This is a genomic window from Rhizobium sp. BK289 (assembly GCF_014193575.1).
Taxonomy (GTDB): domain Bacteria; phylum Pseudomonadota; class Alphaproteobacteria; order Rhizobiales; family Rhizobiaceae; genus Rhizobium; species Rhizobium tropici_C.
Genome location: NZ_JACHZO010000015.1, coordinates 89,873 through 116,471, shown reverse-complemented (window position 1 = coordinate 116,471; position 26,599 = coordinate 89,873). Strand labels below are relative to the sequence as shown.

Here is a 26,599-nt window from a genome sequence, read left to right as displayed (position 1 = left end):
GCCTGGATGAAGCACGTACGACATTCGCCGTTTCAGCTCAATGCGGCAATTTGGTATGGGCAACCGTGCCCGTTTACATGCTGTGTCGAGGTCGGCTACAGATGAGCGATGAGGCCTGCGCTGGCGGATTGGCGGGCCTCCCATCGTCTATTATCGTGCGCGGCGGATCGCTCTCCGGTGCATGCGCGCAAAGGAATTGGAATGCCCATCGAGTCCTGGAAAGGCGGCGAGGTCGACGTTGCCGTGATCGGTGCCGGAGCCGCAGGTGTGGGCGCTGCCCGGCAATTGCAGCGGCTTCGTCCGGATCTCTCTATCCTGTTGCTGGAAGCCTCCGATCGCGTCGGCGGTCGCGCGCGCACGGTCCATCCGTCCGGTGTGGGTGGAACCGCGCTCGACCTCGGCTGCGGCTGGCTGCATGGCGCGCGTACCAATGCCTGGACCGGAATCGCCGAAGAAGTCGGCCTGACCGTCGATCGCACGCCCGCGCCCTGGAGCGATGGCGGGCATCGGCTCGAGCAAGACGATCCCGGGGTAAAGGCCGCGGGCGCCGCCGTGAACGGATTTTTCGGACGCGCCTATGCTTATGAAGGCGAAGATGATGCGGATCTTTCGACCCTGGTGGCACCGGACGATCCTTGGAGTGAACGGATCCATGCCGTCGGCGCGTTCATGACCGGAGGAGAGCTCGACAAGTCCTCGGTGATCGACCTTGGCCGCTATGATCCCGGTCCTGGCCCGGATTGGCGGGTGCGGCAGGGCTACGGAACGCTGGTTGCGACCTATGGCCTGCCCGTGCCGACCGTCCTTGGCGTCGAGGTCGGTCACATCGACCATAGCGGCGCCGCCCACATCGTGCTTTCCACGAGCAAGGGCGAGCTGCGGGTAAAGACCGTCATCGTCACCGTCTCCACCAATGTCCTGGCGGCCGAACGCATCGCCTTCTGGCCGCATTTGCCGGAGAAGATCGAGGCCGCATCGCGTCTGCCGCTCGGCCTGGCCAACAAGCTTTTCATTCGCATTGCCGAGCCGGATATGTTTCCGGAGGATACGCATGTCATGGGATCGCAGCACAATCGCCGAACAGGTGCCTACCAGCTGAGGCCGTTCGGCGCGCCTGTGATCGAAGCCTATTTTGCCGGTGATCTTGCGCTTGATCTGGAACGGCAAGGCATGGAGGCGATGTTTGCTTTTTCAGTGGAACAGCTGAAGCGCGTCTTCGGTTCGGATGTCGGCGCAACATTGTCGCCCCTTATCAGGTCCGCCTGGGCGGGCGAACCCTTCGTCGGCGGGTCCTATTCCTACGCGACGCCCGGCGCGTCCGATCTTCGCGGGGTATTGGCCGCCGCCCGCGATAATCGGTTGTTCTTTGCCGGGGAAGCCTGTTCGAGGGCGCGATACTCGACGGCGCATGGTGCCTACGAGACCGGGGCGGCGGCCGCCGAAGCGGTTGCGAAAGCGCTGTGACAGGAGGTTGGTATGAGGGGCGCGCCGGCTGGGGAAGGGAAATGACGATTTGCCTCATAAATTTCTGAAAATCACTCTTAAACTTGCGCAGGAACAGGCGTAAACGCAATCAAATACCACCCGATTTGATTTAAACCATCCTTCGGGAGATGGGCGGCGAAAACCGCGATAAAAGAAGCATTGGAGGAGCCATGAGCAACGGCGACACGTTAACCTTCGCCATCGAGAAAAATCCGAATCCTGCAACGGCCAGCGAGCGCGAAGCGCTGCTGCAAAATCCGGGTTTCGGTCGCATCTTCACCGATCATATGGCGACCATCCGCTATTCGCAGGACCGGGGCTGGCACAGCGCCAAGATTGAGGCGCGCAAGGCGCTGCCTCTCGATCCAGCGACCGTGGCGCTTCATTATGCGCAGGAAATCTTCGAAGGCATGAAGGCCTACCACCTGCCCGATGGTGGGGCAGCCCTCTTCCGTCCGAGCGCCAACGCACGGCGTTTCCAGAATTCGGCCGAGCGGCTGGCCATGCCGCGCTTGCCGGAAGAGCTCTTCGTCGAGTCCGTTCGCGAGCTGGTCAAGATCGATCGCGAATGGATCCCGACTGCGGAAGGTTCGTCGCTCTATCTCCGGCCGTTCCTGATCGGCACGGAAGTCGCTCTCGGCACAAAGCCATCGGCAGAATACATCTACTGCGTCATTGCTTCCCCGGTCGCCTCCTTTTTCAAGGGCGGTGGATCGGCTGTCACGCTCTGGGTCTCGGAGAATTTCACCCGCGCGGCTCCTGGCGGCACGGGTGCGGCCAAGTGCGGCGGCAATTATGCGGCAAGCCTTGCCGCATTGGCCGAAGGTCAGCGCGAAGGCTGCGATCAGGTCGTCTTCCTCGATGCCGTCGAAAAGCGCTGGATCGAGGAGCTTGGTGGCATGAACGTCTTCTTCGTCTTCGATGATGGATCTCTGCAGACGCCGCCGCTGACCGGCACGATCCTGCCGGGCATCACGCGCGATTCGCTGATCAAGCTCGGGCGCGACATGGGCCTGACTGTCCGCGAAGAGCCCTATTCGATCGAGCAGTGGCAGGCCGATGCCGAGAGCGGGCGCCTGCGCGAATCCTTCGCTTGCGGCACGGCGGCTGTCGTGACGCCGATCGGCAAGGTCAAGGGCCGCAAACATAGCTTCATCATTGGCGATGGCAATGCCGGCGTGACGACACAGCGCCTGAAGGCCGCGCTGACCGATATCCAGTTCGGCCGGGCGCCGGATAAGAATGAGTGGCTGGACCGCCTGTTCTAAGCGGACCATGAACCGATACCCGGCGGGAAAGGCATATGAGCTCTCCCGTCGGCTCTGACACAAGAACGGTTCAGCTTTTCGTAAAATATCTGAACCGCTCAATCTCTTTGTTTCACGCAATTCCGGACGGAAAACAGCTGCGCACTTTTCCTGGAATTGCTCCAGAGATCGCATCGTCACCCGAAACATCGGAGTTGTTGTGATGACCAGCGTCAGCGAACGTTCCGGCGGTGAGCCGGGCGAGGAGATCGGTTTTGTCGGCCTTGGCGTCATGGGCCAGCCGATGGCTCTCAATCTTGCAAAATCAGGCACTAGGCTGGTGGTCTGGAACCGCTCTGCGGCAGCGGCCGATCCGTTGCGCGAGGCGAATGCCGCGGTGGCGGCGAGTGCCGAGGAGGTGTTTGCGCGCACGCGCGTCGTCATTCTGATGCTCGTCAACGAAACGGTGCTGGATGAGGTCCTGCAGCGCGGGACGCCGGGCTTTGCCAAGCTGGTCATCGGGCATGTCGTGGTTTCGATGGGAAGCAATTCGCCGGGCTATTCGCGTGGGCTTGCCGCCGATATTCTCGCCGCCGGCGGGCGCTATGTCGAGGCGCCGGTTTCGGGCTCGCGCAAGCCTGCAGAGACGGCGCAGCTCGTCGCGATGCTCGGCGGCGACGCGGAGACGGTCGCCGAAGTGCGACCGCTGCTTGCGCCCATGTGCCGCGAAACGATCCTCTGCGGTCCCATCGGCAATGCGCTGCTGATGAAACTGACAGTCAATCTCTATCTTTGCACGATGCTGGCGGGGTTGGCCGAGGCGGCGCATTTTGCCGAGAGAAACGGGCTCGATCTCACCACCTTCCAGGCCGCGATCGATTCCGGTCCCATGGCGAGCGACCTGACACGCGTGAAAATTCCGAAGCTCATCGCCAGGGATTTTTCAGTGCAGGCCGCAACCGCCGATGCGTTCAACAGCACAAACATGATCGCCCAGGCGGCGCACGCCGCCGGCATGGCGTCGCCAGTTCTCGATCTCTGCCGCACGCTCTATGGAGAAAGCGTGGACCTCGGCAACGGACGGCTCGATATGATGTCTGTGATTGCCGCCATCGAGGCTCGCACATCGGCCCTCGACCGATCCTAGGAAAGCGCTGTGCCGGCACCTATGTTGCATTGAGACGGAAACAGACACTGCCGAAAGGAAGACGGATATGCCGGCTGCTGCGGACCACAATCTCTTTCGCCAACTCGGTTTGAAGCACCCGCTGATCGTTGCGCCGATGGCGGGCGGTCCCTCATCGGTGGAGCTTGTGGCGGCTGCGTCGGCTGCAGGAGCGCTCGGTGCCATGGGGGGCGCCTATTCCAATGCCGCTGCCATCGAGGCCTTTGCGGATCAGGTGCGCCAGCGAACCGATCGTCCGTTTTCGATCAATCTTTTCATTCCGCATTCGATTCCCGAAGTTGCGGCCGATCGGCTTGAGCGCGCAGTGGCGGCGACCGCCCGGTACAGACAGGAACTGGAGCTGCCTTCGCCGCAGCTTGCGGCTCCCTATGAGGAGGATTTCGACGCGCAATTCGAAGCCGTGTTGCGCGTCAAACCGGCATGTTTCAGCTTCGTCTTCGGTCTGCTCCCCATCGACCATATCCGCGAGGCGAAAAAGGCTGGTATCCCGCTGATCGGCACGGCGACGACGCTTGAGGAGGCGAGGGCACTGGAAGACAGCGGCGTGGATGCGATCGTGCTGCAGGGCTTCGAAGCGGGCGGGCACCGCGGCATTTTCGATGCCGGGGCAGCGGATCCGGAAATCGGCATGCGCGATCTCCTGGCGCAATGCGTCGGCACCATTCGCGTGCCGCTGATTGCAGCCGGCGGTATCATGACCCCGAGCGATATCCGGGCGGCGCTGCAGGCGGGTGCGCAGGTCGTGCAGATGGGCACGGCCTTCCTTGCCTGCACGGAGGCCGGAACGTCGGCTCCCTATCGCAAGAAGCTTGTCGAAACATCGGAACGCAGGACGCGCACGACACGCGCCTTTTCGGGCCGCTTTGCGCGCGGGATCGAGAACCGCTTCATGGACGAGATGGATGGGAAGCCGGACGCCATCCTTGCCTTTCCGGCGCAGAACAAATTCACGCGGGACATACGTGCTGCGTCGACGGCGAAGGGATTGCCGGATTTCCTGTCTCTCTGGTCGGGAACCGGCAGGGGCGAGCTGTGGCAGGGGAGTGCCGCCGAATTGATCGGTCGTCTTTTCGCAGAGTGATGCGCTTAAAAAGAAAGGAGCCGGCAAACCGGCTCCCGATCGTCTCGCAAGGCTTGTGAAGCCTCGATTATTCCATGCCGAGTGCGGCCATGTAGGTCTGCAGGATGGATTCTTCTTCCAGACGTTCGTTCGCGTCCTTCTTGCGAAGGCGGATGATGGTGCGGATCGCCTTGGTGTCGTAGCCGCGGCCCTTGGCTTCGCCCATCACATCCTTGATATCGGACTGGATGGCGGCCTTTTCTTCTTCGAGGCGCTCGATGCGCTCGATGAATTGACGCAGTTCCGCCGCGGCCACGTTCTCGACGCTGTTCTCTTCCATGCACTTCTCCTAAAGGGTCTCAAAGGGTCGCTTACAGCCGGTCGCAGATGAGATCGGTCGGTCACCGATAGGGGCACATCGCTTCAGGGCTTGCGCGGGATTTCGAATTCGATCGGGCAGTTGACGTGCCGCGAATGGCGCGCAAGGTCAAGCCGGATTGGTGAAGGGAGCGTTAATCTTTTGGCTTGTTCTGCTCGAAAGCGGCTTTTTGCACAGGCGAGGCTTCTTTCTGGTGCAGGTTTTTCCAATCCTCGTAGGACATGCCGTAGATCATTTCCCGGGACTCATCCTTGCTGACGGGGAGGCCTGCCTCTTCGGCCGCTTCGCGATACCAGTTGGAGAGGCAGTTGCGGCAGAAACCGGCCAAGTTCATCAGGTCGATGTTCTGAACGTCGCTGCGTTCGCGCAAGTGTGCCACGAGGCGGCGGAAGGCGGCGGCCTCAAGCTCGGTCTCTTGTTCCTTGGTGAGCGTGGTCATCTGTTACTCCTCTGTTCGCTTGCCGGCCTAGTAGATCTCGTAAGGACCGGTGCGCGAAGGATATTGCTTATATTCATGGAGCGCCGGATCGGCGTTTATCTCCGCGAAAATCGGTGCCAGGCGATCGGCCCATTCGGCAATGCCGGCCTCGTCGCCGATCAGATCCTGCCGGACTTCCAACAGTGCATGCGGAATGCCCTTCATCATGCAATGGCGGAACATCGTGTCGTTGCGCAACGCACCGTCATACGGCTCATTGTCACCAATGACGAGATTGGTATCGGCGCCGAGCTTTGCAAGGAGCGGCGCGACGGCGCGATCGTCGTTATCCCAGAGCACGCTTGCATGCCAGGGCCGAGGAACACCCTTCCACGCCGGCGTGAAGGAGTGCAGCGACAGGATCAGAGGTGCCTTGCCCGTCGTTGTGGCCACCGCTGAAATCGTCTCGTCGACGGCTTGATGGTAGGGCCGGTGGAAGGCTTGGATGCGGTAATTCCACTCTTCATTCGTGATCGGGTGATTGCCTGGGATGATCGCCCCGTCCGAGATCTTCATGATCAGGGTCGGATCGTCCTCGCCGCGGTTCGGATCGATCAGCAGGCGGGAAAAGCCGCCGAGGACGCCAGGCACACCCAACCTCTCGCAGAGATGACGGCACAGGCTTTCGATACCGATGTCGTAGGCAATGTGGCGGGAGAAGGCGGCTTCCGGCAGGCCGAGGCTGCCATAGCGCTCAGGTAGATGCCGCATGGCGTGATCGCCAAGAATGACCATGCCTTTGTCACGATTGCCGGATATGATTTCGAATGGTCTGAAGTCGGTCATGCAGATTGTCGGTTATCGAAATTTTCAACTCTTTGTTTGATTGCATGTGCGGATGGAAGGTGCAAGGTTTGCAGCTTCGACCGGATGAGGAACGGCGCGGGGCGCCGTCACCATCCCGCGAAGAAAATATAATCGATTAGAGTTGCGTTGACATTCATGGGATGGCGGCGCAAGAAGACGCAACAACGAATAACCGGGAGCCAATTGGAAGCCGTGTCCAGCCAAGTCGCGCCACGTTTCGTTAAGCGGTCAGGTCCGCTCGCCCGAATCGCCTTCCTCATTCTCGCCGCGGCAGCGCCGTTCTTCTTCATGCCAAATGCGGCTCATGCCGACTTCCGCGTTTGCAACGGCACGCAGAATCTCGTCGGTGTCGCGATCGGCTACCGTGCGAAGGATGGCTGGGTGACGGAGGGATGGTGGCAGGTTCCGGCGACCACCTGTGCCACGCTGATCGAGGGGCCGCTTCAATCCCGCTATTATTATCTCTACGCAGAAGATGCGGCTCGCGGCGGCCGCTGGACGGGCGACGTCGAAATGTGCGTGGCGGAAAATGAATTCAAAATCCCAGGTGTGAAAGACTGCTACGCTCGTGGCTACCAAAAGATGGGATTCAAGGAATACGACACGGGGCGTCAGGCAAGCTGGATGGTTCAGCTCTCCGATACCTCGGGCAGCCAGGAAAGCCAGAATTGATGAGACGAAACCGCAAAGTCAAAATCCTCGCAACGCTCGGTCCGGCATCCTCTTCGGAGGAAATGATCCAGAAGCTCCATGAGGCCGGGGCAGATCTGTTCCGCATCAACATGAGCCATGCCAGCCATGACCTGATGCGCACGCTGATCCAGCGCATTCGCGCCGTCGAAGCCCGCTGTGGCCGCCCGATCGGAATTCTCGCCGATTTGCAGGGTCCCAAGCTGCGTGTCGGCAAGTTTGCCGAAGGCAAGGTCGATCTCAAGCCCGGCCAGACGTTTACGCTCGACAATCAGGATACGCCCGGCGACAACACGCGCGTGTTCCTGCCGCATCCGGAAATCCTGGAATCGGTTCAGCCCGGCCATCGCCTGCTGATCGATGACGGCAAGCTGGCGCTGCGTGCCGAGAAGTGCGACGGCAAGAGCATCGTCACCACGGTCATTTCGGGCACGAAGATTTCCGACCGCAAGGGCGTCAGCCTGCCCGACACGCTGCTTGGCGTCGGCGCGCTGACCGACAAGGATCGCACCGATCTCGATGCCGTTCTCGCCACCAACGAAGTCGACTGGGTGGCGCTTTCCTTCATCCAGCGTCCGGAAGACCTGACGGAAGTCCGCAAGATCTCCCATGGCCGCGTCGGCCTGATGTCGAAGATCGAGAAGCCGCAGGCCGTCGAGCGCATCGAGGAAATCATCGAGCTTTCCGACGCGCTGATGGTGGCCCGTGGCGACCTCGGCGTGGAAATGCCGCTGGAAGCCGTTCCCGGCATTCAGAAGCAGCTGATCCGCGCCTGCCGCCGCTCCGGCAAGCCGGTGGTCGTTGCCACGCAGATGCTGGAATCGATGATCTCCGCGCCGGTCCCGACCCGCGCTGAAGTGTCCGACGTCGCGACCGCCGTCTTCGAAGGCGCCGATGCCGTCATGCTGTCGGCAGAATCCGCCTCCGGCGACTATCCGGTCGAAGCCGTTTCCATGATGGCTTCGATCGCCGGCACGATCGAGCGCGAGCCGCATTATCCGGGCATCATCTATGCACAGCGTGCGCTTCCGGAAGCGACCGGCGCCGATGCGATCTCGCTCGCCGCCCGTCAGATCGCCGAGACTCTGAAGCTCGCCGCCATCGTCTGCTACACCTCGTCGGGCACGACCGGCCTGCGCGCCTCGCGCGAGCGTCCGCAGGTTCCGATCCTGGCGCTGTCGCCGATCATCCAGACGGCGCGTCGCCTGTCCGTCGTCTGGGGCATGCATTGCGTTGTTACCCACGATGCGACCGACCTCGACGACATGGTCAACAATGCCTGCCGTATCGTTGCCGAGGAAGGCTTCGGCAAGCCGGGTGACCGCATCATCATTTCGGCCGGCGTGCCGCTCGGTACGCCCGGTGCCACCAACATGCTGCGCATTGCCTATATCGGTTCGGACGGTCAGTCCGGCGTGTGATTGCCGACATCTGATTGCGGCAGCGCCTCAAACATCCGAAACCCGCTGTCGAAAGACGGCGGGTTTTTTCTTGAGCCGAAGCGCCTGCAATCCCAGGTAGGCGGATGAAGAAGGAGATATGCCAATGAAAGTCGGATTTATCGGATTGGGCCAGATGGGCAGTGCCATGGCCGTCAATCTTATCAAGGCCGGGCATGAGGTGACCGTCTACAATCGTTCGCGCGACAAGGCCGAGGCTCTGGCCGGCGAGGGCGCCAAGGTTGCGGCGACCGTGGCGGAAGCGTGCGCCGGCGAGGCAGTCTTCACCATGCTCGCACATGACGATGCGCTATCGGCCGTCGTCCATGGCGATGGCGGCGTTCTGGCAAGCCTTGGTAAGGGTGCAGTCCATATCTCTGCAAGCACAATCAGCGTGGCGATGTCCGAGCGGCTCACCAAAGAGCACACCGCGGTGGGCCAGCGCTTCGTTGCCGCGCCCGTCTTCGGCCGTCCGGACGCTGCTGCTGCGGCGAAGCTTTTCGTTGCCGCCGCGGGTGCGCCAGACGCCATCCAGTCGGTTACGCCGCTCTTCGACGCGATCGGTCAGCGGACTTTCGTCCTCGGCGAGGAGCCGAAGGCAGCCAATCTCGTCAAGGTCAGCGGCAATTTCCTCATCGCTTCGGTCATCGAGTCGCTGGGCGAGGCTATGGCGCTGGTCGAGAAGGGCGGTGTCGACCGGCATGCCTATCTCGATCTCTTGACCTCGACGCTCTTCAACGCGCCTGTCTACAAGACCTATGGCGGGCTGATCGCGGATCGCAAGTTCCAACCAGCCGGTTTCGCCGCACCGCTCGGCCAGAAGGATATCCGGCTGGCGCTCGCTGCCGGCGAGGCGCTGAACGTGCCGCTGCCATTGGCGAGCCTGCTGCGTGACCGGTTCCTCAACCTGCTGGCGCATGGCGGCGAGGAGCTGGACTGGTCGGCGATTGGCGCGCTGGCGGCGAAAGATGCGGGGTTGGTGGGGTAGTTCGGCAGCTGGGAGATTTATCCATAGCTGATCGAGTTTGCGGAGGTGCATACCCCCTCTGTCACTGCGTGACATCTCCCCCACAAGGGTAGGGGTATCGCATATGAGCGGAGATCGCCGCTGTCCCCCTTCTCCCCAGCGGGGAGAAGGTGCCGCCAGGCGGATGAGGGGGGTGCCCGCCAAGACCACTAAAATTCATGAATTCAAATAGATAACCCCCTCATCCGACCCTTCGGGCCACCTTCTCCCCGAGGGGAGAGGAGCTTATGGTGCTCGTCCGCCTCCATATGCGATAGCCCTGCCACAAGAGGGGAGATCGTTTGGAGTTTGCAGGCGCCTTTAACGATACAACGCGCTTCAGTCTCTGCGGATACAAAGTTGGTTGGAGGCGTGTCGATGCCGCGGGTCACCAATCTCCCCCCTTGTGGGGGAGATGTCGCGATAGCGACAGAGGGGGTATCATAGGTGCGGTAGACTGAAAGCCTCCGCCAAGCCCCCTTGCTAACCACCTTCCCACATGCAACCCTTGCTCATTCCAAAAGGAGGGGACTCCATGCATCTCACCACGCTGCTTGCCTTCGCCGCCGTTTCCTTCATCGGTATCGCGACGCCGGGGCCGACTGTGCTGCTGGCGCTGACCAATGGTTCGCGTTTCGGCGTCAGGCGCGCCTTGCCGGGCATGATCGGGGCCGTCCTTTCCGATGCCGTTCTGATCAGCGCCGTCGCTATCGGCCTCGGTGCCCTGCTTGCGGCTTCGGAATTCTGGTTCTCGGCGCTGAAGTGCGTGGGTGCGGCTTATCTCGCCTTTCTCGGCATCATGATGCTGCGGTCGAAGGGAAGTATCGAGGGTGCGTTGCAGGCGAGCGCGAGCCAGGCGAAGGGTACGGCCTTTGCCATCGGCCTGAAGAGTTTCATGGTCGCCGTGACCAATCCGAAGGGCTATCTCTTCTTCTCGGCCTTCCTGCCGCAGTTCATAGACCCTTCTGGGCCGCAGCTGCAGCAATATGTCGTGCTGGGCGCCGTCTTCGCCGCACTCGATTTTATGATCATGTTCGGCTACGCGGTCTTCGGTTCGCAGGCGGTCCGCGTCCTGAAGTCGGAAGGGGCTAAATGGCTGGAGCGCGCCTGTGGCGGCGCGCTGCTGGCTCTTGCCGGGTCGCTGGCGCTGTATCGTCGCGCCGTGAATTGAGGTTATTGACGGCTCAATGCCGCCTCAAAAACTTCCCTGTCGACATTGCCGCCCGACGTGACTGCGATCACCGTATCGCCGTCGATGTGCCTGCCGTGGAAGAGCGCTGCCGCGAGTGCGACGGCGCCGCCCGGTTCAACGACGATCTTCAAACGGGTGAAGGCGAGCGCCATGGCTTTCTGCGCTTCCTCGTCCGTGACGACTAGGCCGGGGCCGCAGAGGCGCTTCATGATCGGAAAAGTGATATCGCCCGGCTGGGGGCTGATGATGGCATCGCAGATCGAGCCTTGCAGCGCGGCATTGCGCTCGATCTTACCCGAAACCAGCGAACGGGCGGTGTCGTCGAAATTTTCCGGTTCGCACGGGCGTACCTTGAAACCCGGCGCGCGGGATTCGAGCGCGAGTGCGATACCCGAGGTCAACCCGCCACCGCCACAAGGAACCAGGACGCTGGCTGTCTCGATGCCTTCCTCTGCCGCTTGTTCGGCGATTTCCAGCCCGGTCGTTCCCTGGCCGGCAATCACCTGCGGTTCGTCGAAGGGCTTGATGAGAGTCAGGCCTCGCTCCTTGGAAATACGGGCGCCGATCTCGTCGCGATCTTCCTTCACGCGATCATAGAGCACGACTTCGGCGCCGAAGGCGCGGGTATTGGCGATCTTCAGCTTCGGCGCATCCGCCGGCATGATGATGACAGAGGGAATGCCGTGCAGCTTGGCGGCCAACGCCACGCCCTGGGCATGATTGCCGGAGGAGAAGGCGATGACGCCTCTCGAACGCACGGCCGGCTCCAGCGCCGAAACAGCCGACCAGCCGCCGCGAAACTTGAAGGAGCCGGAGTGCTGCAGGCATTCGGCTTTCACGAACAGGCGGCGCCCGGCGATCTCATCGAGAAAAGGCGAGGAGAGAAGTGGTGTGCGCCGCGCCCGACCGCCGAGGCGAGTGCGAGCGGCTTCGATCATTGCGATATCGACCATGGACGGATCACTCTTCTGATTAGAAAGGCTTTCCCTCCATAAAGCGCGCCGCTTCCCTTTGAAACAAGGAGATTGTCTCCGTGACACTTCAGGCGAGGTTGGGCAGCGAGAGATGCCCGACGTCGTAGATCTGCAGACCAGACCTGGCCGGATCTTTCGGCGGCTCGGCCAGCAGGCGGAAGCGCACCAACGTCCAGTGGGTCGGCTCGAAGGCGGCGACCGAGGCCAGTGCTTCGCTGTTCGAGAGGGCTTGCGCTGCCGCCTCAGTTTCGCTCGCGCGGAGCTCGGCGAGCGAGGTTCCGGCATCGATCGTGACCACCTCGCGTGTCGCGAATTTGGCGCGGCGGATACCCGCAGATATCTCGGCGTGCCAGGCGATCCAGGTGTTGACCTGGGGGCGGCCGAAATTCTCGGTCAGGGCGAGGAAGCCGGGGCCGCAGACGAAGTCGCTCAGGCCTTCTCCCTCCTGCCACACGTAGAAGGGGGAATAGAAATTCTGCTGGCTTCCCGTGACGGCATCGCCCTTTCTCGCCGTCAGGTAGGCCTTGAATTTCAAGCCCGGAAGGTTGTCGAGCAGGGGACCTTTGTCGCGGATACGGCGATCGATGATCGTCATGTCGTAATCCGCGGGGAGGGGGAAGTTATATTGCATGGCGATCATCGGTCATTCCTCCAGCCAGGTCACGGCGCTGCCATCCTGCGCCGCCTGGATGCTGATATAGGAGAAGGCATTCTCCGGCGCCGCACCGTGCCGATGGCGCTCGTTGGGCGCGAAGCTGATACAGTCGCCGGCGCGCAGTTCCTCCGCCGGGCCGCCGAAACGTTCGGCAAGCCCGACGCCGGACAGGACATAGAGGATCTGTCCGTGCGGATGCGTATGCCAGCGTGTCATGACGCCGGGTTCGAGTTCGCAGCGCATGGCTGTGAGGCCGCCGTTCTCGCCATTCTCCACCAGCGACTCCACCAGGAAGGAGGCCGTGGCGATGCCCTCGGGCGATGGCCGCATATTCGTGCCGGCGCGATGGATGGCGGGCGACGGGGTAGATGTGGTCTGAGGCATGGCTCTCAAGCCTGTTCGATCATTTGCGCGATGCCGTCCGAAAAGGACCAATCCTCGCGTGTCGCCGTCGTGATGGTGATCATGATGTCCTCGGGACGGATACCGGGCGAATCGGCAAGAAGTTCGGCGACCCGGCGATAGAAGGTCTTCTTGACCTCGGTACTGCGGGGCTTGCCGATGGTGACGTCGAAGAAGATGTAGTTGTCCGAACGCGGCTTGCTGGCGAAATAGGTCCGATCGAAGATGAGCTCATGTGGCTCCAGCTGATGAATGGACTGGAAGCGATCTGTCGGCGGCACGTCGAAGGCTTCGACCAGAGCGCGGTGGAAATTATCCGAAAGCGCCTTGAGATATTCCGGCGACTTGCCGCGCAGAAGGGTGATGCGGGTGAATGGCATGGGGTGCTCCTGTTTCCGTTTCACTTGACGAGCACTGAATGCCAGCGGATAATCATCCTGAAAATCAGATAATTCTGGATTTATAGTCCCAAAAATATGGATGATTCTCCATGCGAAAAGTCATCTTCGATCTCGATGTACTGCGCAGTTTCGTCACCGGCATGGATCTCGGCAGCTATGCCAAGGCGGCCGACAGGCTCGGGCGTTCGACCTCCGCCATCAGCGCCCAGCTGAAGAAGCTGGAGGAGCAGGCGGGTACGCCAATCTTCCGCAAGGCGGGGCGTGGGCTGGCGCTGACGGAGGCCGGCGAGACGATGCTTGGCTATGCCCGGCGGCTGCTGGATCTGAACGACGAGGCGGCCACGGCGCTGCATGGGACCGAGCTTGAGGGCTGGGTGCGCCTGGGTCTGCAGGAGGATTTCGGGGAAACCCTATTGCCCGAAGTGCTTGGCCGTTTTGCCCGCGCCCATCCAAAGGTGCGCATCGAGGCGCGGGTCGTACGCAATGCGGAACTGATTGAGCGGGTGACCTCAGGCAAGCTCGACTTGGCGCTTGCCTGGAGCGACGGTTTCCGCACTGCTTATACGGACCGTATAGCCGAAGTACCGCTCTGCTGGGTCGGTCCGGCCAATGGCACGATTCAGTGGCGTGCCGATAGCGGTGAGGTCATGCCATTGGCGTCGCTGGAAGCGCCATGCCTGTTGCGTAATATCGCCACGAAGACGCTCGATCGGGCTGGTATCGGCTGGCGGATATCCTTCGTCAGCCCAAGCCTCGGCGGCCTTTGGGCTGCGACGGCAGCGGGCCTCGGTCTGACACTGCGCACGCCGCTCGGCCTGCCGCAGAAGGTGCGGCAATTAACGCCTAATGAAGCGGGTCTGCCGGCTTTGCCGAAGCTTGATCTCGTGCTGCATCGTGCCGAGGCGGAGGCTAGCCCGGCGACGGAACGGCTGGCGTCGATCATGCTGCAGGCGGTGCGGCAGACCATCGAGACCGTGCCGAAGAGCCGGATATTGGAGGATGCGCCGGCTCATGATGTCATCACCGCCTGAGATCCGGCGCTGGATTTGGAAGGTTCTTTCGACAGGTTGGCTATACGGATTTCGGCCTCGGCTGCCAGTATTTCCAGATCGCGCGGCTGGCCCCCCAGATGTTCGATGGCCGCGATCGCAACATCCGTCGTCACATAATCCGGCTTGTGGCCGAGATTGCGGATGGTGATGAGTTTGGCACCGGCGATATCCTGCGCAAGCCCGCGCGAATGCAATTCCTCCAGCACGATATCATCGCTGTCGCCGGTAATGATGACAGTAGGTGCCTTGATCTCGCTGTAGCGCGGCGCATGGGTAGAGACATAGGCAAAGAGATTGACGACATCGATTGCGTTGTTGCGGAAGGTCCGCGGCCGCAATACGAGTTCCGGCGCTGTCTTCATGACGTAGTCCGCCGGCCGGGCATTCGGATGGAAGATGTTGAGCGTGCCGGTATCGACCCGGCGCAGGCCGATCGGGATGACGAAGAGCTGGGTAAAGAGCCAGCCCAGGACGGGCATGGCGGCGAGCGTGTAGTACCAGTCGACGCCGCCGGACCAGGGATGTGTTGCCGGGGCGAGGAAGAGCAATCCCGCCGTTTTTTCGGGATGGCGCATGCCGAAGGCGGCGGCGATGGCGCCGCCGAAGGAGTGACCGATGATGATGGCGCTCTTGATGCCGCGCCCATCCATCAGCCTTGCGATAGCATCGGCCTGGCCGGAGGGAAGGGCATTTTCAGCAGTCCCGCGTTCGGAATAGCCGTGGCCCGGCCGATCGACGAACAGCATCTCGGCCCGGCCGCGCAAAGGTGCCGCAAAGGCTTCGAACTGATCGCGCAGATTGCCGCTGGCGCCATGGATGAAGACCAGAGCCGGCAGGTCCGCCGTCGCCGGGCGCGGCAGATGCACGGCGTTGAGGCGATAGCCGCCGATGTCGGTGAGCTCGCCGATATTCGGATAGGTCTGCTCGATGGCGCGCGTCTTGTAGGCGGAGAAGCCCGCGGCAATGGCAAGAAGCAGGACAATGGCGGCGAGAAGAGAATCGAACATTGCGGCACAGATCAAATATCGTAAGACACTAATCTAGCGCATTCCTGCGGTTTTTCATCCCTTCCAATCAGCCAAGGGATGAGCGTTCGCGGCCACGGTATCAGGTGCGGCTGCCGGCAACCTTTTCCGAGAGCTTGCCGGCTTCTTCCTGCGCTGACCGATTCGCCGGATACACTTCCAGAAAGCGCTCCCAGGCCCTGAGGGCGAGCGCATCATTATCACGTTCGGTCAGGATCGCCGCCATGCCGGCCAGTGCGCCGAAATGGCGCGGCTCTATGCGTAGGACCTGATTGATGTCTTCCATCGACTTGCGATAGTCGCCGATCGCGAAATTCAGAGTCGCGCGGCGATTCCAGCCTTCAACATAGTCTGGTTTCAGCGAGATCACCTGATCCAGATAGTCCATGGCGGCGGCATTGCGCTTCTCTTGGATGGCCTTGTCGGCCCATTGCATCAGGAGATTGATCGTGGCGCTGCCGGAATCGCTGAGTTCGGCATTGATCTGATCTGCGATCAGGCTGGCCTGATCGGGATCGCGCTGGCGCTTCAGCGCCGTAAAGAGATTATCGAGCCGTTGCTTCGGCGACAGGCTGCCGGAGGGATCATCGGGACCCTTCTTCTCCATTATGTTCGGTTCGTCCGCGAACGCCGGATGGGGAGCGGAGGCCGTCAGAGCAAGCAGAATCGGCAGGGCTAGATATGACAAAGCAAAAACGCGCATGGCGGGCATAGTAGCCCGCCAATGTCGAAGATCAAAACCAAATTTGATGCGATCAACTAAAACTGAGCGTCGGATCCATAGGATCCGAGCCGCGCGCTATATCAGCCCTGACGAGCCTTGTAGCGCGGGTTCAGCTTGTTGATGATGTAGATACGGCCCTTGCGGCGAACCAGACGGTTGTCACGGTGACGCGCCTTGAGCGACTTGAGCGAATTCTTGATCTTCATTTTTCTGATCCGCGATCTCTGAGGGGGAATGTCACATTCGCCCGGGTCTTTTAACAATCAAAAGCGCGCTCGGGGCGCGCTCTTTAGGGTGGGGAGCAAATACCCTGTCATACCGGGCCTGTCAACCATGTCAGGGGCTTTTTCCCACGGCTCTCAGCGCAGAAGCTGTGTGACATGCCCCATCTTGCGGCCTGGCCGTGCTTCGGTCTTGCCGTAGAGATGCACCAGCGTGTCGTCAAGGCGCAGCCATTCCGGCAATGCCTTGATGTCATCGCCGATCAGATTGGTCATGACACAGTCCGAATGACGCTGAGGATTTCCGAGCGGCAGGCCGGCGACGGAACGGATATGCTGCTCGAACTGCGAGATGACGCAGGCGGCTTCCGTCCAATGGCCGGAATTATGGACGCGCGGCGCCATTTCATTTGCGATCAGGCTGCCATCGGCCAGCACGAAGAACTCGATGCCGATGACGCCGACATAGCCGAGCGCCGTCAATATCTTTTCCGCAGCTTCGCGCGCGGTGTTCGCCGTCTCCTGCGAAATGCTCGCCGGCAGCGTGGAGGTGTGGAGAATGCCATTGCGATGGACGTTCTCGGCCGGATCGTAGCAGGCAACCTTCCCGTCACTGCCGCGAGCAGCGATGATCGAGATTTCGCGCTCGAAAGAGACGAAACTCTCCAGAATCAGCGGCACGCTGCCCAAGGCCGCATAGCCGCCCTCGGCGCTGTCGGCGGTGGAGCGATAGACGCGCTGGCCCTTGCCGTCGTAACCGAGGCGGCGCGTCTTGAGCACGCCCTGACCGCCGAAATCGGCGAGCGCCTTTTCCAGGTCTTCCTGGCTGTCGACGGCATGGAAGCGGGCCGTCGGAATGCCGCAGCCATTGATGAAGCGCTTCTCGATCAGCCGGTCCTGTGCCATTTCAAGCGCCTTCGGCGGCGGATAGACCGTTACCTGCAAGGCAAGATCCTCGGCGGCGGTCACCGGCACGTTTTCGAACTCATAGGTCACGACATCGCAGCGCTTCGCCAGTTCGGCAAGCGCGGCCGCATCGTCGTAGGCGGCGGCGATCTGCTCATTGGCAACATGGGCTGCCGGACAATCGGCCTGGGGCTCGAGGATGACAGTGCGGAAGTTCAGGCGTGCGGCCGCCATGGCCAGCATGCGGCCAAGCTGGCCGCCGCCGATGATGCCGATCGTCTTCGCGTTCATAGGTCGTCCATCGGATATTCGGCGACCGCGGCACTCTGGCGGGCGCGCCATTCGTCGAGCCGATCGGCGATCTCTTCATCGCCAAGCGCCAGCACGGCGGCTGCAAGCAGGGCGGCGTTGACCGCGCCGGCCTTGCCGATCGCCAGCGTACCTACGGGAATGCCGGCCGGCATCTGCACGATCGAAAGAAGACTGTCCTGCCCGGAGAGCGCACGGGATTGCACCGGCACACCGAAGACTGGGAGCGGCGTCATGGAAGCCGCCATACCCGGCAGATGCGCCGCGCCGCCGGCGCCGGCGATGATGACCTTGAAGCCTTCATCCTTCGCCCCCTTGGCAAAATTCACCAGCCGGTCGGGCGTACGATGAGCCGAGATGATGCGCGCATCATAGGTGATTTCAAGCGCTTCCAAAGTATCCGCGGCATTCTTCATGGTTTCCCAGTCGGACTGGCTTCCCATGATGATGGCGACAGGCGGTCTTTCGGTCATCATCGTTGCTTTGCACTCCTCAGGCTATGATATCGGGGATGATTTGGTCTTCCAGCTTGGTCAGCTTGTCCTTGATGACGAGCTTCTTCTTCTTCATGCGCTGGATTCGAAGGGCATCGCAGCCCGTCTGGATCATGGCATTGATTGCGGCGTCATAATCCTCGTGCTCCTGGCGCAGCCGCGCCACGATCAGCCTGATTTCCGCCTGTTCCTGATCGGCCATGTTCATTTCCCCAGCATATAGCGGAATCGTATTCGTTCCGTCTCGTGAATCCCGCAAGCTCCTATCACCAAATGACGGTAACTGGAAGTTATCCTTCATCACGAATTTGCCGTCTATAGGCCACGTTTTCGCCTTCGACAAAGGCTTGATATTATGGCACAGTGGGAGGGTTGACACCTAGAGCCTTGGCGAATGGATGGTCAGGGCTCTTAAAGAGGAAGGAAGGGTCATATGACTGTTCAAGCTCATCTTGAATCGCTCGAAAAGAAACATGTCGCGCTCGAGGAGGCGCTGCATGCGGCAATGTCATCTCCCTCTAGCAATGATACGGAAATAGCCGACATCAAACGCAGGAAGCTGCGCGTCAAGGACGAAATCCAACGTCTGCGTTCGTCAGTTCACTGACATAACGCCCTAAAGTTCAAGAAGCCATCGATCTTGGGGGCAAGGGAGGCAGATCGAAATTTTTCCAGCCAGGATCGATGAGCATTTCCGCCAAAAAAACGGATGCGCCAACATCATAGTGTCAAGGGTAGAGGTTGGCGCAATTTTCTTGAAGTCGCGAAAGCGAAGATAATTTCAGGACCAGAACTGATCCAGCCATAAATTCAGCTTGTCGAAACCGCGGCTGTTGACGGCGTATATGCGCTTCGTGCCTTCATTGGTGACGGAAACGAGATTGCTGTCGAGGAGCGCCTTCAAGTGCTGCGACACCGCCGGGCGGCTGATCGGCAGGCCCTGCGCCAATTCGTTGACCGTCTTGGGTGCGCGGCGCAATTCCTCCAGCAAATAGCGCCGGTTCGGATCCGCGATGGCTGCGAAAGGGTCCATGGTCGACATGGCCGAAAGCTACGTCAAACACCAAGGGGCGGCAAGTTAATTGTGCGCTGCATGATATATTGCGCGACGGGCTTATCGGCTGCGCCGAGAATGTCCCGGATTTACGCCACAGATCGCCGTTTCAGCCGCTGCCCCTTGTCAGAGAGAGCTAACGGATTTACTCACGACTATCGAACCGGTGCGCCATCGCTGACGATGGAAGCCGAAACCATGGAAGCTCGCATGACCGTGCCCGAAGATCGTTGCCGCCTCGTTCTCATCGTTCCCGACATTGCCGATATCGAGCAGCAGGTAAAGGTCGTGGCCGATGCGCTGAGGGGCGGGGATGTCGCCTCGGTGATCATTCCCCAATACGGGCTGGATGACGGCACGTTTCAGAAACATGCGGAAAGGCTGGTGCCGGTGGTGCAGGCGGCGGGTGCGGCGGCGCTCGTTGCCGGGGACAGCCGCGTAGCCGGCCGGGCCAAAGCCGACGGGCTGCACATTGCCGGCAATATTGCCGAACTTACCGAAGCCGTCGAAAAATTCGTGCCGAAGCTGATCGTTGGCGGCGGCAACGCGGCCGACAGGCATAACGCGCTGGAGATTGGTGAGCTCAGACCGGACTACATCTTCTTCGGCAAGCTGGACGGCGACATCAAGCCGGAGGCGCATCCGAAAAACCTGGCGCTCGGCGAATGGTGGGCCTCCATGATCGAGATTCCCTGCATCGTCATGGGCGGCACCGATCCGAAGTCGGCGCTGGACGTAGCCCTGACGGGTGCCGAGTTCGTCGCACTGCATAAGGCGGTTTTTGCCGATCCTGCGGCGGCTCCGTCCATCGTTGCCGAAGTGAACGCGCTTCTGGACGAAAAAGCGCCACGGTTTGAGGATTGATAGCGGTTCATGTCGTCAAAGCCTCGATTCCGCCATAGACCTTTTCTTGTCGCGCTCACGGCCGGGCTGACGATATTTCCACTGCTGGCTGCAGCGCAATCGGATAGTGGCGCCACGTCGTTGCCGGGCGTCAAGGCGCCGGCAGAGAAAGGCGCGCGGCCTGATGACAAGGTTCAGGCCGATGACGCTTCCTCTGTGCCGGATGCACCGGCAGCCAACGAAAGCGTCGTGACGCGGCCGCTGGGTGCCGATGCCGGCACCTTCAAGACCGAGAAGATCCAGCCGGGCAGCGAGCCGAAGGCCGAGGGCGACATGAAGCCCTCGGAAGGCGTCGGGGTGTTCGAGCGCATGGGTGCCAATCTGCCTGCCCTGCCGCCGGAAAAACCCTTCAAGGGCAAGGTCGACGACGCCTATGGCGCCTTCCAGCGCGGCTACTATCTGACCGCCTTCCAGCGGGCTCTGCCGCGGGCGCAGCTCGGCGATCCGGCCGCGCAGACCCTCATTGCCGAGCTGATGTCGCAGGGATTGGGTGTCAAGCGCGACACCAAGGACGCCGCTTTCTGGTACAGCAAGGCCGCCGAAGGCGGCGATGCCACCTCCATGTTCAAATACGCGCTGATCCTGATGGAAGGCCGCGATGTGCCCCGCGATCAGAAAAAAGCGGATGAATGGATGAAGAAGGCTGCCGAAGCCGGGCAGCCTTCGGCCGAGTTCAACGTGGCGCAGATGCTGACGGCTGAAAATCCCGGCGCGAAGGGCCTGCAAATGGCGCTTCCCTATTATGAGAAATCCGCCGAGCAGGGCATTGCCGACGCGCAATATGCCGTCTCGCAGCTCTATCTCAACCTTCCCGACCTGCCGCCCGAGAAAAAGGCCCGCGCGCGGGAGTGGCTGTCTCGCGCCGCCAATTCAGGCTTCGACACCGCGCAGCTCGACATGGGCCTCTGGTTGATCAACGGCATCGGCGGCAAACAGGATCTCGAAAACGGCTTCAATTGGATGCGGGTCGCCGCCTATCGCGGCAACGTCGTCGCCCAAAACAAACTCGCGCATCTTTACATCAATGCCATCGGCACGAAGCAGGATCCCGTGGCTGCGGCCACCTGGTATGTCATTTCCCGCCGCGCCGGTCTGAAGGATGCAGAGCTCGAGGATTTCTATCAGGGCATCGAGGACTATCAGCAGAAGGCGGCCATCGATGCCGCGAACAAGTATCGTCGCGCGCGGTAGCAGCCGGAGGTGAAACCAGCGTGACGGGCCTGATGTGATGTCAGTTTGCGCGTGCCATAGCCTCGCCACTTGAAATTCTCCCGATTTTATGGTCTTGAGGCCGCCAATCTTTATTTCCGCTGACGCTCCCGCTCCGTCGGGGCCTGCTTTCGGGCCGCCCGGTCAGCGCTTTCTGCATTATCCAAGGAAACCCGATGGCCCGTTCTGCTCTTCTCAATGTCATGGTTCAGGCTGCCCTCAAGGCAGGCAAGTCGCTCAGCCGCGATTTCGGTGAAGTGCAGAACCTGCAGGTTTCGGTGAAGGGACCGGGCGATTTCGTCAGCCAGGCGGATCTGAAGGCGCAGAAGATCATCCGCGACGAGCTGATGAAGGCACGCCCCACCTACGGTTTCCTCGGCGAGGAAAGCGAAGAGGTCAAGGGCACGGACGGCGCTCATCGCTGGATCGTCGATCCGCTCGACGGCACCACCAACTTCCTGCACGGTATTCCGATGTTCGCCGTTTCGATCGCGCTTGAGCGCAATGACGAGATCGTTGCCGGCGTCATCTTCAATCCGGCGACCGATGAACTCTATACAACCGAACGCGGCGGCGGCGCATTCCTCAATGACCGTCGTCTGCGTGTCGCTTCGCGCCGCGTGCTGTCGGACAGCGTCATCGGCTGCGGCGTTCCGCATCTCGGCCGCGGCAATCACGGCAAGTTCCTGGTGGAGCTGCGCCATGTCATGGGCGAAGTCGCCGGTGTGCGCCGCCTCGGCTCCGCATCGCTCGATCTCGCCTATGTGGCGGCCGGTCGTTTCGACGGTTTCTGGGAAACCGGTCTTTCACCCTGGGATATCGCGGCCGGCATTCTGCTGATCCGCGAAGCCGGCGGTTTCGTCTCGGATTTCCACGGCGGTAACGACATGCTCGGCACGAGTTCGATCATCTGCGGCAATGAGCACATCCAGAAGGCGCTCGCCGAAGTGGTTAAGCGTCCGATCCCGACGAAGTAAGCCATTCCCCCATTCGCTTTTTCGAATGACAAAACAGTCTGTTGCCAACGGGCTGTTTTGTGCTTTCCGTCTCTTCAATTCGGCACAATGTTGCTCTAGTCTCCGCCTGCGGAAGATACGGTGGCGGAGCGTGTGATGGAAAATGTGAATCTGTCGGATCTCGGATCGACCGACAACGTATCGGGCAATTACACCTACAAGCTCTCAAGCCCGATGGCCTTCTTCTGGACGATGGTTCTTTTTCTGGTCATCGTCGGCTTCATCGTGGCCATTCTTTTCCGTCAGGCCCAGGTCGCCTTCCTGCACAATCCCGGGCTCAACGGCCTGATCCTCGGCGTTCTGGCCGTCGGCATCCTGCTGGTCTTCAATCACGTGCTGATGCTGAGGCCGGAGGTTCGCTGGTTCAACCATTTCCGTGCCGTCGGCAATGCGGACAAGGTCGGCCGCAATCCACGGCTGCTCGCGCCGATGCGGGCGCTGCTCGGCAACCGCCGCGCGATGCAGCTCTCCACCGCGACGCTGCGCTCCATTCTCGATTCGATCGCCACGCGCCTCGACGAATCGCGCGATACGTCGCGCTATCTCATCGGCCTCTTGGTCTTTCTGGGTCTGCTCGGCACCTTCTGGGGTCTGATCGGCACCATCGGTTCGATCAACGACGTCATCCAGGGCCTCGATGCCGGCACCGGCGACACCGGCGATATTCTGAGCGCCCTGAAGACCGGGCTTTCCGGCCCGCTGGTAGGCATGGGCACGGCCTTCTCGTCGTCGCTGCTCGGCCTTTCCGGCTCGCTGATCCTCGGCTTCCTCGACCTGCAGGCCGGCCGTGCGCAGAACCGCTTCTACACGGAGCTCGAAAACTGGCTGTCGTCGGTCACCGATGTCGGCTCCGATATCGCCCCGGTCATCGAAGGCGCGGCCGGCGCCTCTTCGGAGGACGTGCGGGCGCTGTCGGATTATCTGCGCAAGATTGCCGAGGAGGGCGGCGGCCAGCGCTCGGTGACCGCCATGGCCAATCTTGCCGAAGGTATTCAGGGCCTGGTCAAGAACATGCGCAACGAACAGCAGATGCTGCGTGACTGGATCGAGGCGCAGCAGGAAGAGGCGAAATCGATGCGCCGCACGCTCGATAGGCTCGCCGACCGCATCGGCCACACCGAGAAGACCGGGAGCAAGTAAGCCATGGCGCTCGCCCGCAACCGACGCCACCAGAGAAGCGTCGACTATTGGCCAGGCTTTGTCGACGCGCTCTCCACGCTGCTGATGGCCATCATGTTCCTGCTGACGGTGTTCGTCGTCGGCCAATTCATCCTCAGTCGCGAAATTTCCGGGCGTGACGAGGTCCTCAACCGCCTCAACAGCCGCATCAACGATCTTGTGGAGCAGTTGGCACTCGAAAAGAACGGCAAGCAGGATCTGGAGGATACAGTTGCCAACCTCCAGGCGTCGCTGTCATCGGCGGAAAGCGAACGCTCGCGTCTGCAGTCTCTGCTTGCCGCGGGTTCCGGCAGCAGCCAGGCCGCCGAACAGCGGGCCGGTACGCTGACGCAGCAGCTCGACGAGCAGAAGCAGGTGAGTGCGCGGGCTCTCACCCAGGTCGATCTCCTCAATCAGCAGATTGCCGCACTGCGCAGCCAGATCGCGGCCGTAGAAGCCGCACTCCAGGCTTCCGAGACCAAGGATCAGTCGTCGCAGGTGAAGATCGCCGATCTTGGCCGGCGGCTGAATGTGGCGCTGGCGCAGCGCGTACAGGAGCTGAACCGCTACCGTTCGGATTTCTTCGGCCGCCTGCGCGAAATCCTCTCCGACCGCGATAACATCCGCATCGTCGGCGACCGTTTCGTGTTCCAGTCGGAAGTGCTGTTCCCATCGGGCTCGGCCGATCTCAATCCGGCCGGTCAGACGGAAATGACCAAGCTTGCGGCAGCTCTCATCGACCTTTCCAAGGAAATTCCGCCCGAGATCAATTGGGTGCTGCGTGTCGATGGCCATACCGACAATGTGCCGCTTTCGGGCAGTGGCCGCTATCCGGACAACTGGGCTCTGTCGTCGGCGCGCGCCATCGCTGTCGTCAAGTTCCTGATCTCGCAGGGCGTCCCCGCTGACAGGCTTGTTGCGGCCGGTTTCGGCGAATTCCAACCGATCGCACCGGGCGATACGCCGGATGCTCGCGCCACCAACCGCCGTATCGAACTGAAGCTGACCGAAAAATAATTGGTCATTGCTGGGGCGACGCGATCTTATCGAGGCGTGCCTGCAGGAACTGCCGCACGGCTTCGCTGTCACTGAGGCCGATCGCGGTGCGATACGCGTGGGAGGCGCTTTCCGTATCTTCGGCCTCGGTCAGCAGGTGGGCGCGCACGGCCCAATAGGGCTGATAGTTGACAATGTCGCGCTCGGCTATCCGGTCAAGCAGAGCCAAGCCCGCTGCCGGACCTTCCACTTTGCCGGTAACGGCCGCGTGGCTGACGCGCGCGCCAGCCGTCGGCGTCATGATCACGAGCGCTTCATAGAGCTTGGCCAGAGCGGCCCAGTCGGTCGCGCCGGAGCGTCGCCGGTCGGCATGCACGGACTGGATCGCAGCCTGGCACTGGAACGGACCGAAACGCCCGAACACGCCGGCCTTTCGCAAGAGATCGTCGGCTTCCAGAATCATTTCGGCATCCCAAAGGGCCATGTCCTGTTGATCGAGAGGGATATATCGTCCATTCGCGTCGCGCCGCGCTTCACGTCGGGATTGGCTGTAGAGCATCAGCGACAACAAGCCCGCCGCCTCCGGCTCCTGGGGCAGTGTCGCGAGCAAAGTGCGGCCGAGCCAGATGACCTCCTCCGCGAGGGATCTTTGCTTGCCGATCTCTCCGTCGACCCCATCCCAGCCGAGCCCATAGGCGGCATATATCGCCGAGAGCACGCTTTCCAATCGGTCCGGCAAGACGGACCGTTCCGGAACGATAAAGGGAATATGTGCGTCGCGGATCTTGATTTTTGCCCGCACCAGCCGCTGGCTCATGGCTTGCGGCGAAACGAGGAAGGCCTTGGCTATGGTTGCGGCATCGACGGCCAGCACGGACTGCAGCATCAGCGGCGTGTGGGCCGAGCGATCCAAAGCCGGATGGGCGCAGACGAAGAGGAGCTTCAGGCGCTCGTCCGGAAAGGTGGAATTGTCGGCATTCATGCGTTCCTCCGCTTCTTCGAAGGCCATCATGATCCTGTCGCGCGCTCCGGCCTTGACGTTCTCGTGCCTGACCCCGCGAAGGAGGTTACGCTTGGCTGCAACCAGCAGCCAGGCTTCCGGATTGTCAGGGATGCCGCGTTCCGGCCAGGTGCTCAGCGCTGCTGCGATCGCATCGGACAAAGCATCCTCGGCCGCCGGCACGTCACGGAAGCGCGCGGCGAGAAAAGCAACCAGCTTGCCGTAGGATTGACGCGCCGCTTGCTCGGCAGCGCGTCGGGCATCCGATGCCATGATGGCTACATCTGCAATCGCGGCCGTATCTCGACCGAACCTTGCTGGGAGATCGGTACGCGTAGCGCCCATTCCAGCGCAGCATCGAGATCCGGCACATCGATCAGGTAGAAGCCGCCAAGCTGTTCCTTGCCGTCAGGGAAGGGACCGTCCTTTACCTCATGATCCTCGCCCTGGCGACGGATGACCGTTGCCGTCTCCGGCGCAGTCAATCCCGCGCCTCCGGTCATGATGCCGGCCTGGATCAGCGCCTGTGTGTAGGCGATCCAGCCGTTCTTGTAGGTCGGATCGGCGCGACGCCCAAAATCCTCGGCTGATTCACGGATGATCAAAGCATATTGCATGAGATAAGTCTCCCATTTGCAGTTTTGACGATAGCCGGACGGCGCACACCGGAAAGCTGAATGCCGGAATATACAACACCGCTGGCAAAACGGCTTCCTGCCGCTTCGATATAATGAGCCGCAAGACCGACCGAGTTCGACACTCGCGGAAAGATTTTTTTGAAATTGATAGCCGAAATCAAAACGGCCGGCATGCCCAAGGGCAGTCGGCCGAAATGGCGTTACAACGGATGCTGACGCGAAATCTTAGGCGGTTGCGGTCGTCTGGTCGTCGATGACGGCGCCGCCGACATGCGCCTTGATCGATTCGATGGCATGCAGGGCCGAAGCCTTCGCCTTGTAGCCTTCGGAACCGAACATGGTTTCGCCGTTCGAGGCTTTGAAGCGGAAGCGAAACTCGCCGGCCTTGTCCTTGTAGACTTCAAATTTATACATGGTGCACGTCTCCTAGAATCGCATCAGCGCGGGATAACGCGGAAAATCTAGCTCAACTTCAAAGTTATTTCCATATGGT

Annotated in this window: 32 protein-coding genes; 15 read left to right on the top strand and 17 right to left on the bottom strand. The window is 61.2% G+C overall.

Annotated features, from left to right (window positions below; all coding sequences use genetic code 11):
* Window positions 1-201: 201 nt before the first annotated feature.
* The 4 genes from FHT84_RS25000 (at window position 202) to FHT84_RS24985 (ending at window position 4,999) form a co-directional block, all read left to right on the top strand.
* The gene (locus FHT84_RS25000) at window positions 202-1,464 is read left to right on the top strand and encodes an NAD(P)/FAD-dependent oxidoreductase (protein ID WP_145644494.1); all 1,263 of its coding nucleotides are present in this window, start codon (window positions 202-204) and stop codon (window positions 1,462-1,464) included.
* 191 nt (window positions 1,465-1,655) lie between these two features.
* On the top strand, window positions 1,656-2,753 hold the full coding sequence (locus tag FHT84_RS24995; RefSeq protein WP_113249990.1) for a branched-chain amino acid aminotransferase: 1,098 nt from the start codon (window positions 1,656-1,658) through the stop codon (window positions 2,751-2,753).
* 202 nt (window positions 2,754-2,955) lie between these two features.
* Window positions 2,956-3,879 carry an NAD(P)-dependent oxidoreductase gene (locus FHT84_RS24990; protein ID WP_145644496.1) on the top strand — a complete coding sequence of 308 codons (924 nt, stop codon included), beginning with the start codon at window positions 2,956-2,958 and terminating at the stop codon, window positions 3,877-3,879.
* A 67-nt stretch (window positions 3,880-3,946) separates the two neighbouring features.
* Window positions 3,947-4,999 carry a nitronate monooxygenase gene (locus FHT84_RS24985; RefSeq protein ID WP_113249988.1) on the top strand — a complete coding sequence of 351 codons (1,053 nt, stop codon included), beginning with the start codon at window positions 3,947-3,949 and terminating at the stop codon, window positions 4,997-4,999.
* A gap of 67 nt (window positions 5,000-5,066) precedes the next feature.
* Here the strand turns inward: FHT84_RS24985 and FHT84_RS24980 are convergent, their stop codons facing one another.
* The 3 genes from FHT84_RS24980 to FHT84_RS24970 form a co-directional block, all read right to left on the bottom strand.
* Window positions 5,067-5,318 carry a DUF2312 domain-containing protein gene (locus tag FHT84_RS24980; protein WP_069613239.1) on the bottom strand — a complete coding sequence of 84 codons (252 nt, stop codon included), beginning with the start codon at window positions 5,316-5,318 and terminating at the stop codon, window positions 5,067-5,069.
* A gap of 172 nt (window positions 5,319-5,490) precedes the next feature.
* The gene (locus FHT84_RS24975) at window positions 5,491-5,796 is read right to left on the bottom strand and encodes a DUF1244 domain-containing protein (protein ID WP_112343347.1); all 306 of its coding nucleotides are present in this window, start codon (window positions 5,794-5,796) and stop codon (window positions 5,491-5,493) included.
* Window positions 5,797-5,823: 27 nt separating this feature from the next.
* Window positions 5,824-6,621 carry an N-formylglutamate amidohydrolase gene (locus tag FHT84_RS24970; RefSeq protein WP_145644498.1) on the bottom strand — a complete coding sequence of 266 codons (798 nt, stop codon included), beginning with the start codon at window positions 6,619-6,621 and terminating at the stop codon, window positions 5,824-5,826.
* A gap of 204 nt (window positions 6,622-6,825) precedes the next feature.
* Between FHT84_RS24970 and FHT84_RS24965 the strand changes: the two genes are divergently transcribed.
* From FHT84_RS24965 to FHT84_RS24950, 4 genes are all read left to right on the top strand, one after another.
* On the top strand, window positions 6,826-7,314 hold the full coding sequence (locus FHT84_RS24965; RefSeq protein ID WP_112343349.1) for a DUF1036 domain-containing protein: 489 nt from the start codon (window positions 6,826-6,828) through the stop codon (window positions 7,312-7,314).
* On the top strand, window positions 7,314-8,753 hold the full coding sequence (gene pyk, locus FHT84_RS24960; protein ID WP_112343350.1) for a pyruvate kinase: 1,440 nt from the start codon (window positions 7,314-7,316) through the stop codon (window positions 8,751-8,753). Before FHT84_RS24965 ends, pyk begins: the two co-directional genes overlap by 1 nt.
* A gap of 124 nt (window positions 8,754-8,877) precedes the next feature.
* On the top strand, window positions 8,878-9,759 hold the full coding sequence (locus tag FHT84_RS24955) for an NAD(P)-dependent oxidoreductase (RefSeq protein ID WP_145644499.1): 882 nt from the start codon (window positions 8,878-8,880) through the stop codon (window positions 9,757-9,759).
* Between the two features lie 553 nt (window positions 9,760-10,312).
* Window positions 10,313-10,948 carry a LysE family translocator gene (locus tag FHT84_RS24950; protein ID WP_145644500.1) on the top strand — a complete coding sequence of 212 codons (636 nt, stop codon included), beginning with the start codon at window positions 10,313-10,315 and terminating at the stop codon, window positions 10,946-10,948.
* A gap of 2 nt (window positions 10,949-10,950) precedes the next feature.
* Here the strand turns inward: FHT84_RS24950 and FHT84_RS24945 are convergent, their stop codons facing one another.
* From FHT84_RS24945 to FHT84_RS24930, 4 genes are all read right to left on the bottom strand, one after another.
* Window positions 10,951-11,922, bottom strand: a complete 972-nt coding sequence (locus tag FHT84_RS24945; protein ID WP_145644501.1) for a threonine/serine dehydratase — start codon at window positions 11,920-11,922, stop codon at window positions 10,951-10,953.
* A gap of 88 nt (window positions 11,923-12,010) precedes the next feature.
* Window positions 12,011-12,583: a DUF4865 family protein gene (locus tag FHT84_RS24940; protein ID WP_145644502.1), complete on the bottom strand. Its 573-nt coding sequence runs from the start codon at window positions 12,581-12,583 to the stop codon at window positions 12,011-12,013.
* Window positions 12,584-12,586: 3 nt separating this feature from the next.
* Window positions 12,587-12,982: a cupin domain-containing protein gene (locus FHT84_RS24935; protein ID WP_145644503.1), complete on the bottom strand. Its 396-nt coding sequence runs from the start codon at window positions 12,980-12,982 to the stop codon at window positions 12,587-12,589.
* Window positions 12,983-12,987: 5 nt separating this feature from the next.
* Window positions 12,988-13,380, bottom strand: coding sequence for a tautomerase family protein (locus tag FHT84_RS24930; protein ID WP_145644504.1), 393 nt, complete (start codon window positions 13,378-13,380; stop codon window positions 12,988-12,990).
* Window positions 13,381-13,490: 110 nt separating this feature from the next.
* On the opposite strand from FHT84_RS24930, the gene FHT84_RS24925 reads away from it, so the two are divergent.
* The gene (locus FHT84_RS24925) at window positions 13,491-14,432 is read left to right on the top strand and encodes a LysR substrate-binding domain-containing protein (RefSeq protein ID WP_113249980.1); all 942 of its coding nucleotides are present in this window, start codon (window positions 13,491-13,493) and stop codon (window positions 14,430-14,432) included.
* Here FHT84_RS24925 and FHT84_RS24920 read toward each other — a convergent pair.
* From FHT84_RS24920 to FHT84_RS24895, 6 genes are all read right to left on the bottom strand, one after another.
* Window positions 14,411-15,460, bottom strand: a complete 1,050-nt coding sequence (locus tag FHT84_RS24920) for an alpha/beta hydrolase (RefSeq protein ID WP_183764858.1) — start codon at window positions 15,458-15,460, stop codon at window positions 14,411-14,413. The genes FHT84_RS24925 and FHT84_RS24920 overlap by 22 nt on opposite strands.
* Window positions 15,461-15,560: 100 nt before the next feature.
* On the bottom strand, window positions 15,561-16,190 hold the full coding sequence (locus FHT84_RS24915; protein ID WP_113249978.1) for a hypothetical protein: 630 nt from the start codon (window positions 16,188-16,190) through the stop codon (window positions 15,561-15,563).
* A 92-nt stretch (window positions 16,191-16,282) separates the two neighbouring features.
* Window positions 16,283-16,408: a type B 50S ribosomal protein L36 gene (gene ykgO, locus FHT84_RS24910; protein WP_003582204.1), complete on the bottom strand. Its 126-nt coding sequence runs from the start codon at window positions 16,406-16,408 to the stop codon at window positions 16,283-16,285.
* A 153-nt stretch (window positions 16,409-16,561) separates the two neighbouring features.
* Complete coding sequence (locus FHT84_RS24905) at window positions 16,562-17,620, bottom strand: 5-(carboxyamino)imidazole ribonucleotide synthase (protein ID WP_169645311.1); 1,059 nt, start codon at window positions 17,618-17,620, stop codon at window positions 16,562-16,564.
* Window positions 17,617-18,111, bottom strand: coding sequence for a 5-(carboxyamino)imidazole ribonucleotide mutase (gene purE / locus FHT84_RS24900; protein ID WP_069613329.1), 495 nt, complete (start codon window positions 18,109-18,111; stop codon window positions 17,617-17,619). The genes FHT84_RS24905 and purE overlap by 4 nt, the downstream gene beginning before the upstream one ends.
* Before the next feature lie 19 nt (window positions 18,112-18,130).
* Window positions 18,131-18,334, bottom strand: coding sequence for a DUF465 domain-containing protein (locus tag FHT84_RS24895; protein ID WP_075851912.1), 204 nt, complete (start codon window positions 18,332-18,334; stop codon window positions 18,131-18,133).
* 231 nt (window positions 18,335-18,565) lie between these two features.
* On the opposite strand from FHT84_RS24895, the gene FHT84_RS24890 reads away from it, so the two are divergent.
* Window positions 18,566-18,739 carry a DUF465 domain-containing protein gene (locus tag FHT84_RS24890; protein WP_069613224.1) on the top strand — a complete coding sequence of 58 codons (174 nt, stop codon included), beginning with the start codon at window positions 18,566-18,568 and terminating at the stop codon, window positions 18,737-18,739.
* Window positions 18,740-18,913: 174 nt separating this feature from the next.
* On the opposite strand, the gene FHT84_RS24885 is transcribed toward FHT84_RS24890, so the two are convergent.
* Window positions 18,914-19,174: a metalloregulator ArsR/SmtB family transcription factor gene (locus FHT84_RS24885; protein WP_034476040.1), complete on the bottom strand. Its 261-nt coding sequence runs from the start codon at window positions 19,172-19,174 to the stop codon at window positions 18,914-18,916.
* 222 nt (window positions 19,175-19,396) lie between these two features.
* Between FHT84_RS24885 and FHT84_RS24880 the strand changes: the two genes are divergently transcribed.
* From FHT84_RS24880 to FHT84_RS24860, 5 genes are all read left to right on the top strand, one after another.
* Window positions 19,397-20,050: a thiamine phosphate synthase gene (locus tag FHT84_RS24880; protein ID WP_169645312.1), complete on the top strand. Its 654-nt coding sequence runs from the start codon at window positions 19,397-19,399 to the stop codon at window positions 20,048-20,050.
* Window positions 20,051-20,059: 9 nt separating this feature from the next.
* Complete coding sequence (locus FHT84_RS24875; RefSeq protein WP_169645313.1) at window positions 20,060-21,280, top strand: tetratricopeptide repeat protein; 1,221 nt, start codon at window positions 20,060-20,062, stop codon at window positions 21,278-21,280.
* 194 nt (window positions 21,281-21,474) lie between these two features.
* Window positions 21,475-22,275: an inositol monophosphatase family protein gene (locus FHT84_RS24870; protein ID WP_113249974.1), complete on the top strand. Its 801-nt coding sequence runs from the start codon at window positions 21,475-21,477 to the stop codon at window positions 22,273-22,275.
* Between the two features lie 135 nt (window positions 22,276-22,410).
* The gene (locus tag FHT84_RS24865; protein WP_169645314.1) at window positions 22,411-23,454 is read left to right on the top strand and encodes a MotA/TolQ/ExbB proton channel family protein; all 1,044 of its coding nucleotides are present in this window, start codon (window positions 22,411-22,413) and stop codon (window positions 23,452-23,454) included.
* 3 nt (window positions 23,455-23,457) lie between these two features.
* Entirely contained in the window at window positions 23,458-24,489 is a 1,032-nt protein-coding gene (locus tag FHT84_RS24860) for a peptidoglycan -binding protein (protein WP_112343364.1), read from the top strand.
* A gap of 4 nt (window positions 24,490-24,493) precedes the next feature.
* Here the strand turns inward: FHT84_RS24860 and FHT84_RS24855 are convergent, their stop codons facing one another.
* The 3 genes from FHT84_RS24855 to FHT84_RS24845 all read right to left on the bottom strand — a co-directional run bounded on the left by FHT84_RS24855 (window position 24,494) and on the right by FHT84_RS24845 (window position 26,520).
* Entirely contained in the window at window positions 24,494-25,741 is a 1,248-nt protein-coding gene (locus FHT84_RS24855; protein WP_169645315.1) for a DUF6596 domain-containing protein, read from the bottom strand.
* A 5-nt stretch (window positions 25,742-25,746) separates the two neighbouring features.
* Window positions 25,747-26,085 carry a YciI family protein gene (locus FHT84_RS24850; RefSeq protein WP_145644511.1) on the bottom strand — a complete coding sequence of 113 codons (339 nt, stop codon included), beginning with the start codon at window positions 26,083-26,085 and terminating at the stop codon, window positions 25,747-25,749.
* A 246-nt stretch (window positions 26,086-26,331) separates the two neighbouring features.
* Window positions 26,332-26,520, bottom strand: a complete 189-nt coding sequence (locus tag FHT84_RS24845; RefSeq protein ID WP_015341032.1) for a YegP family protein — start codon at window positions 26,518-26,520, stop codon at window positions 26,332-26,334.
* Window positions 26,521-26,599 lie beyond the last annotated feature (79 nt).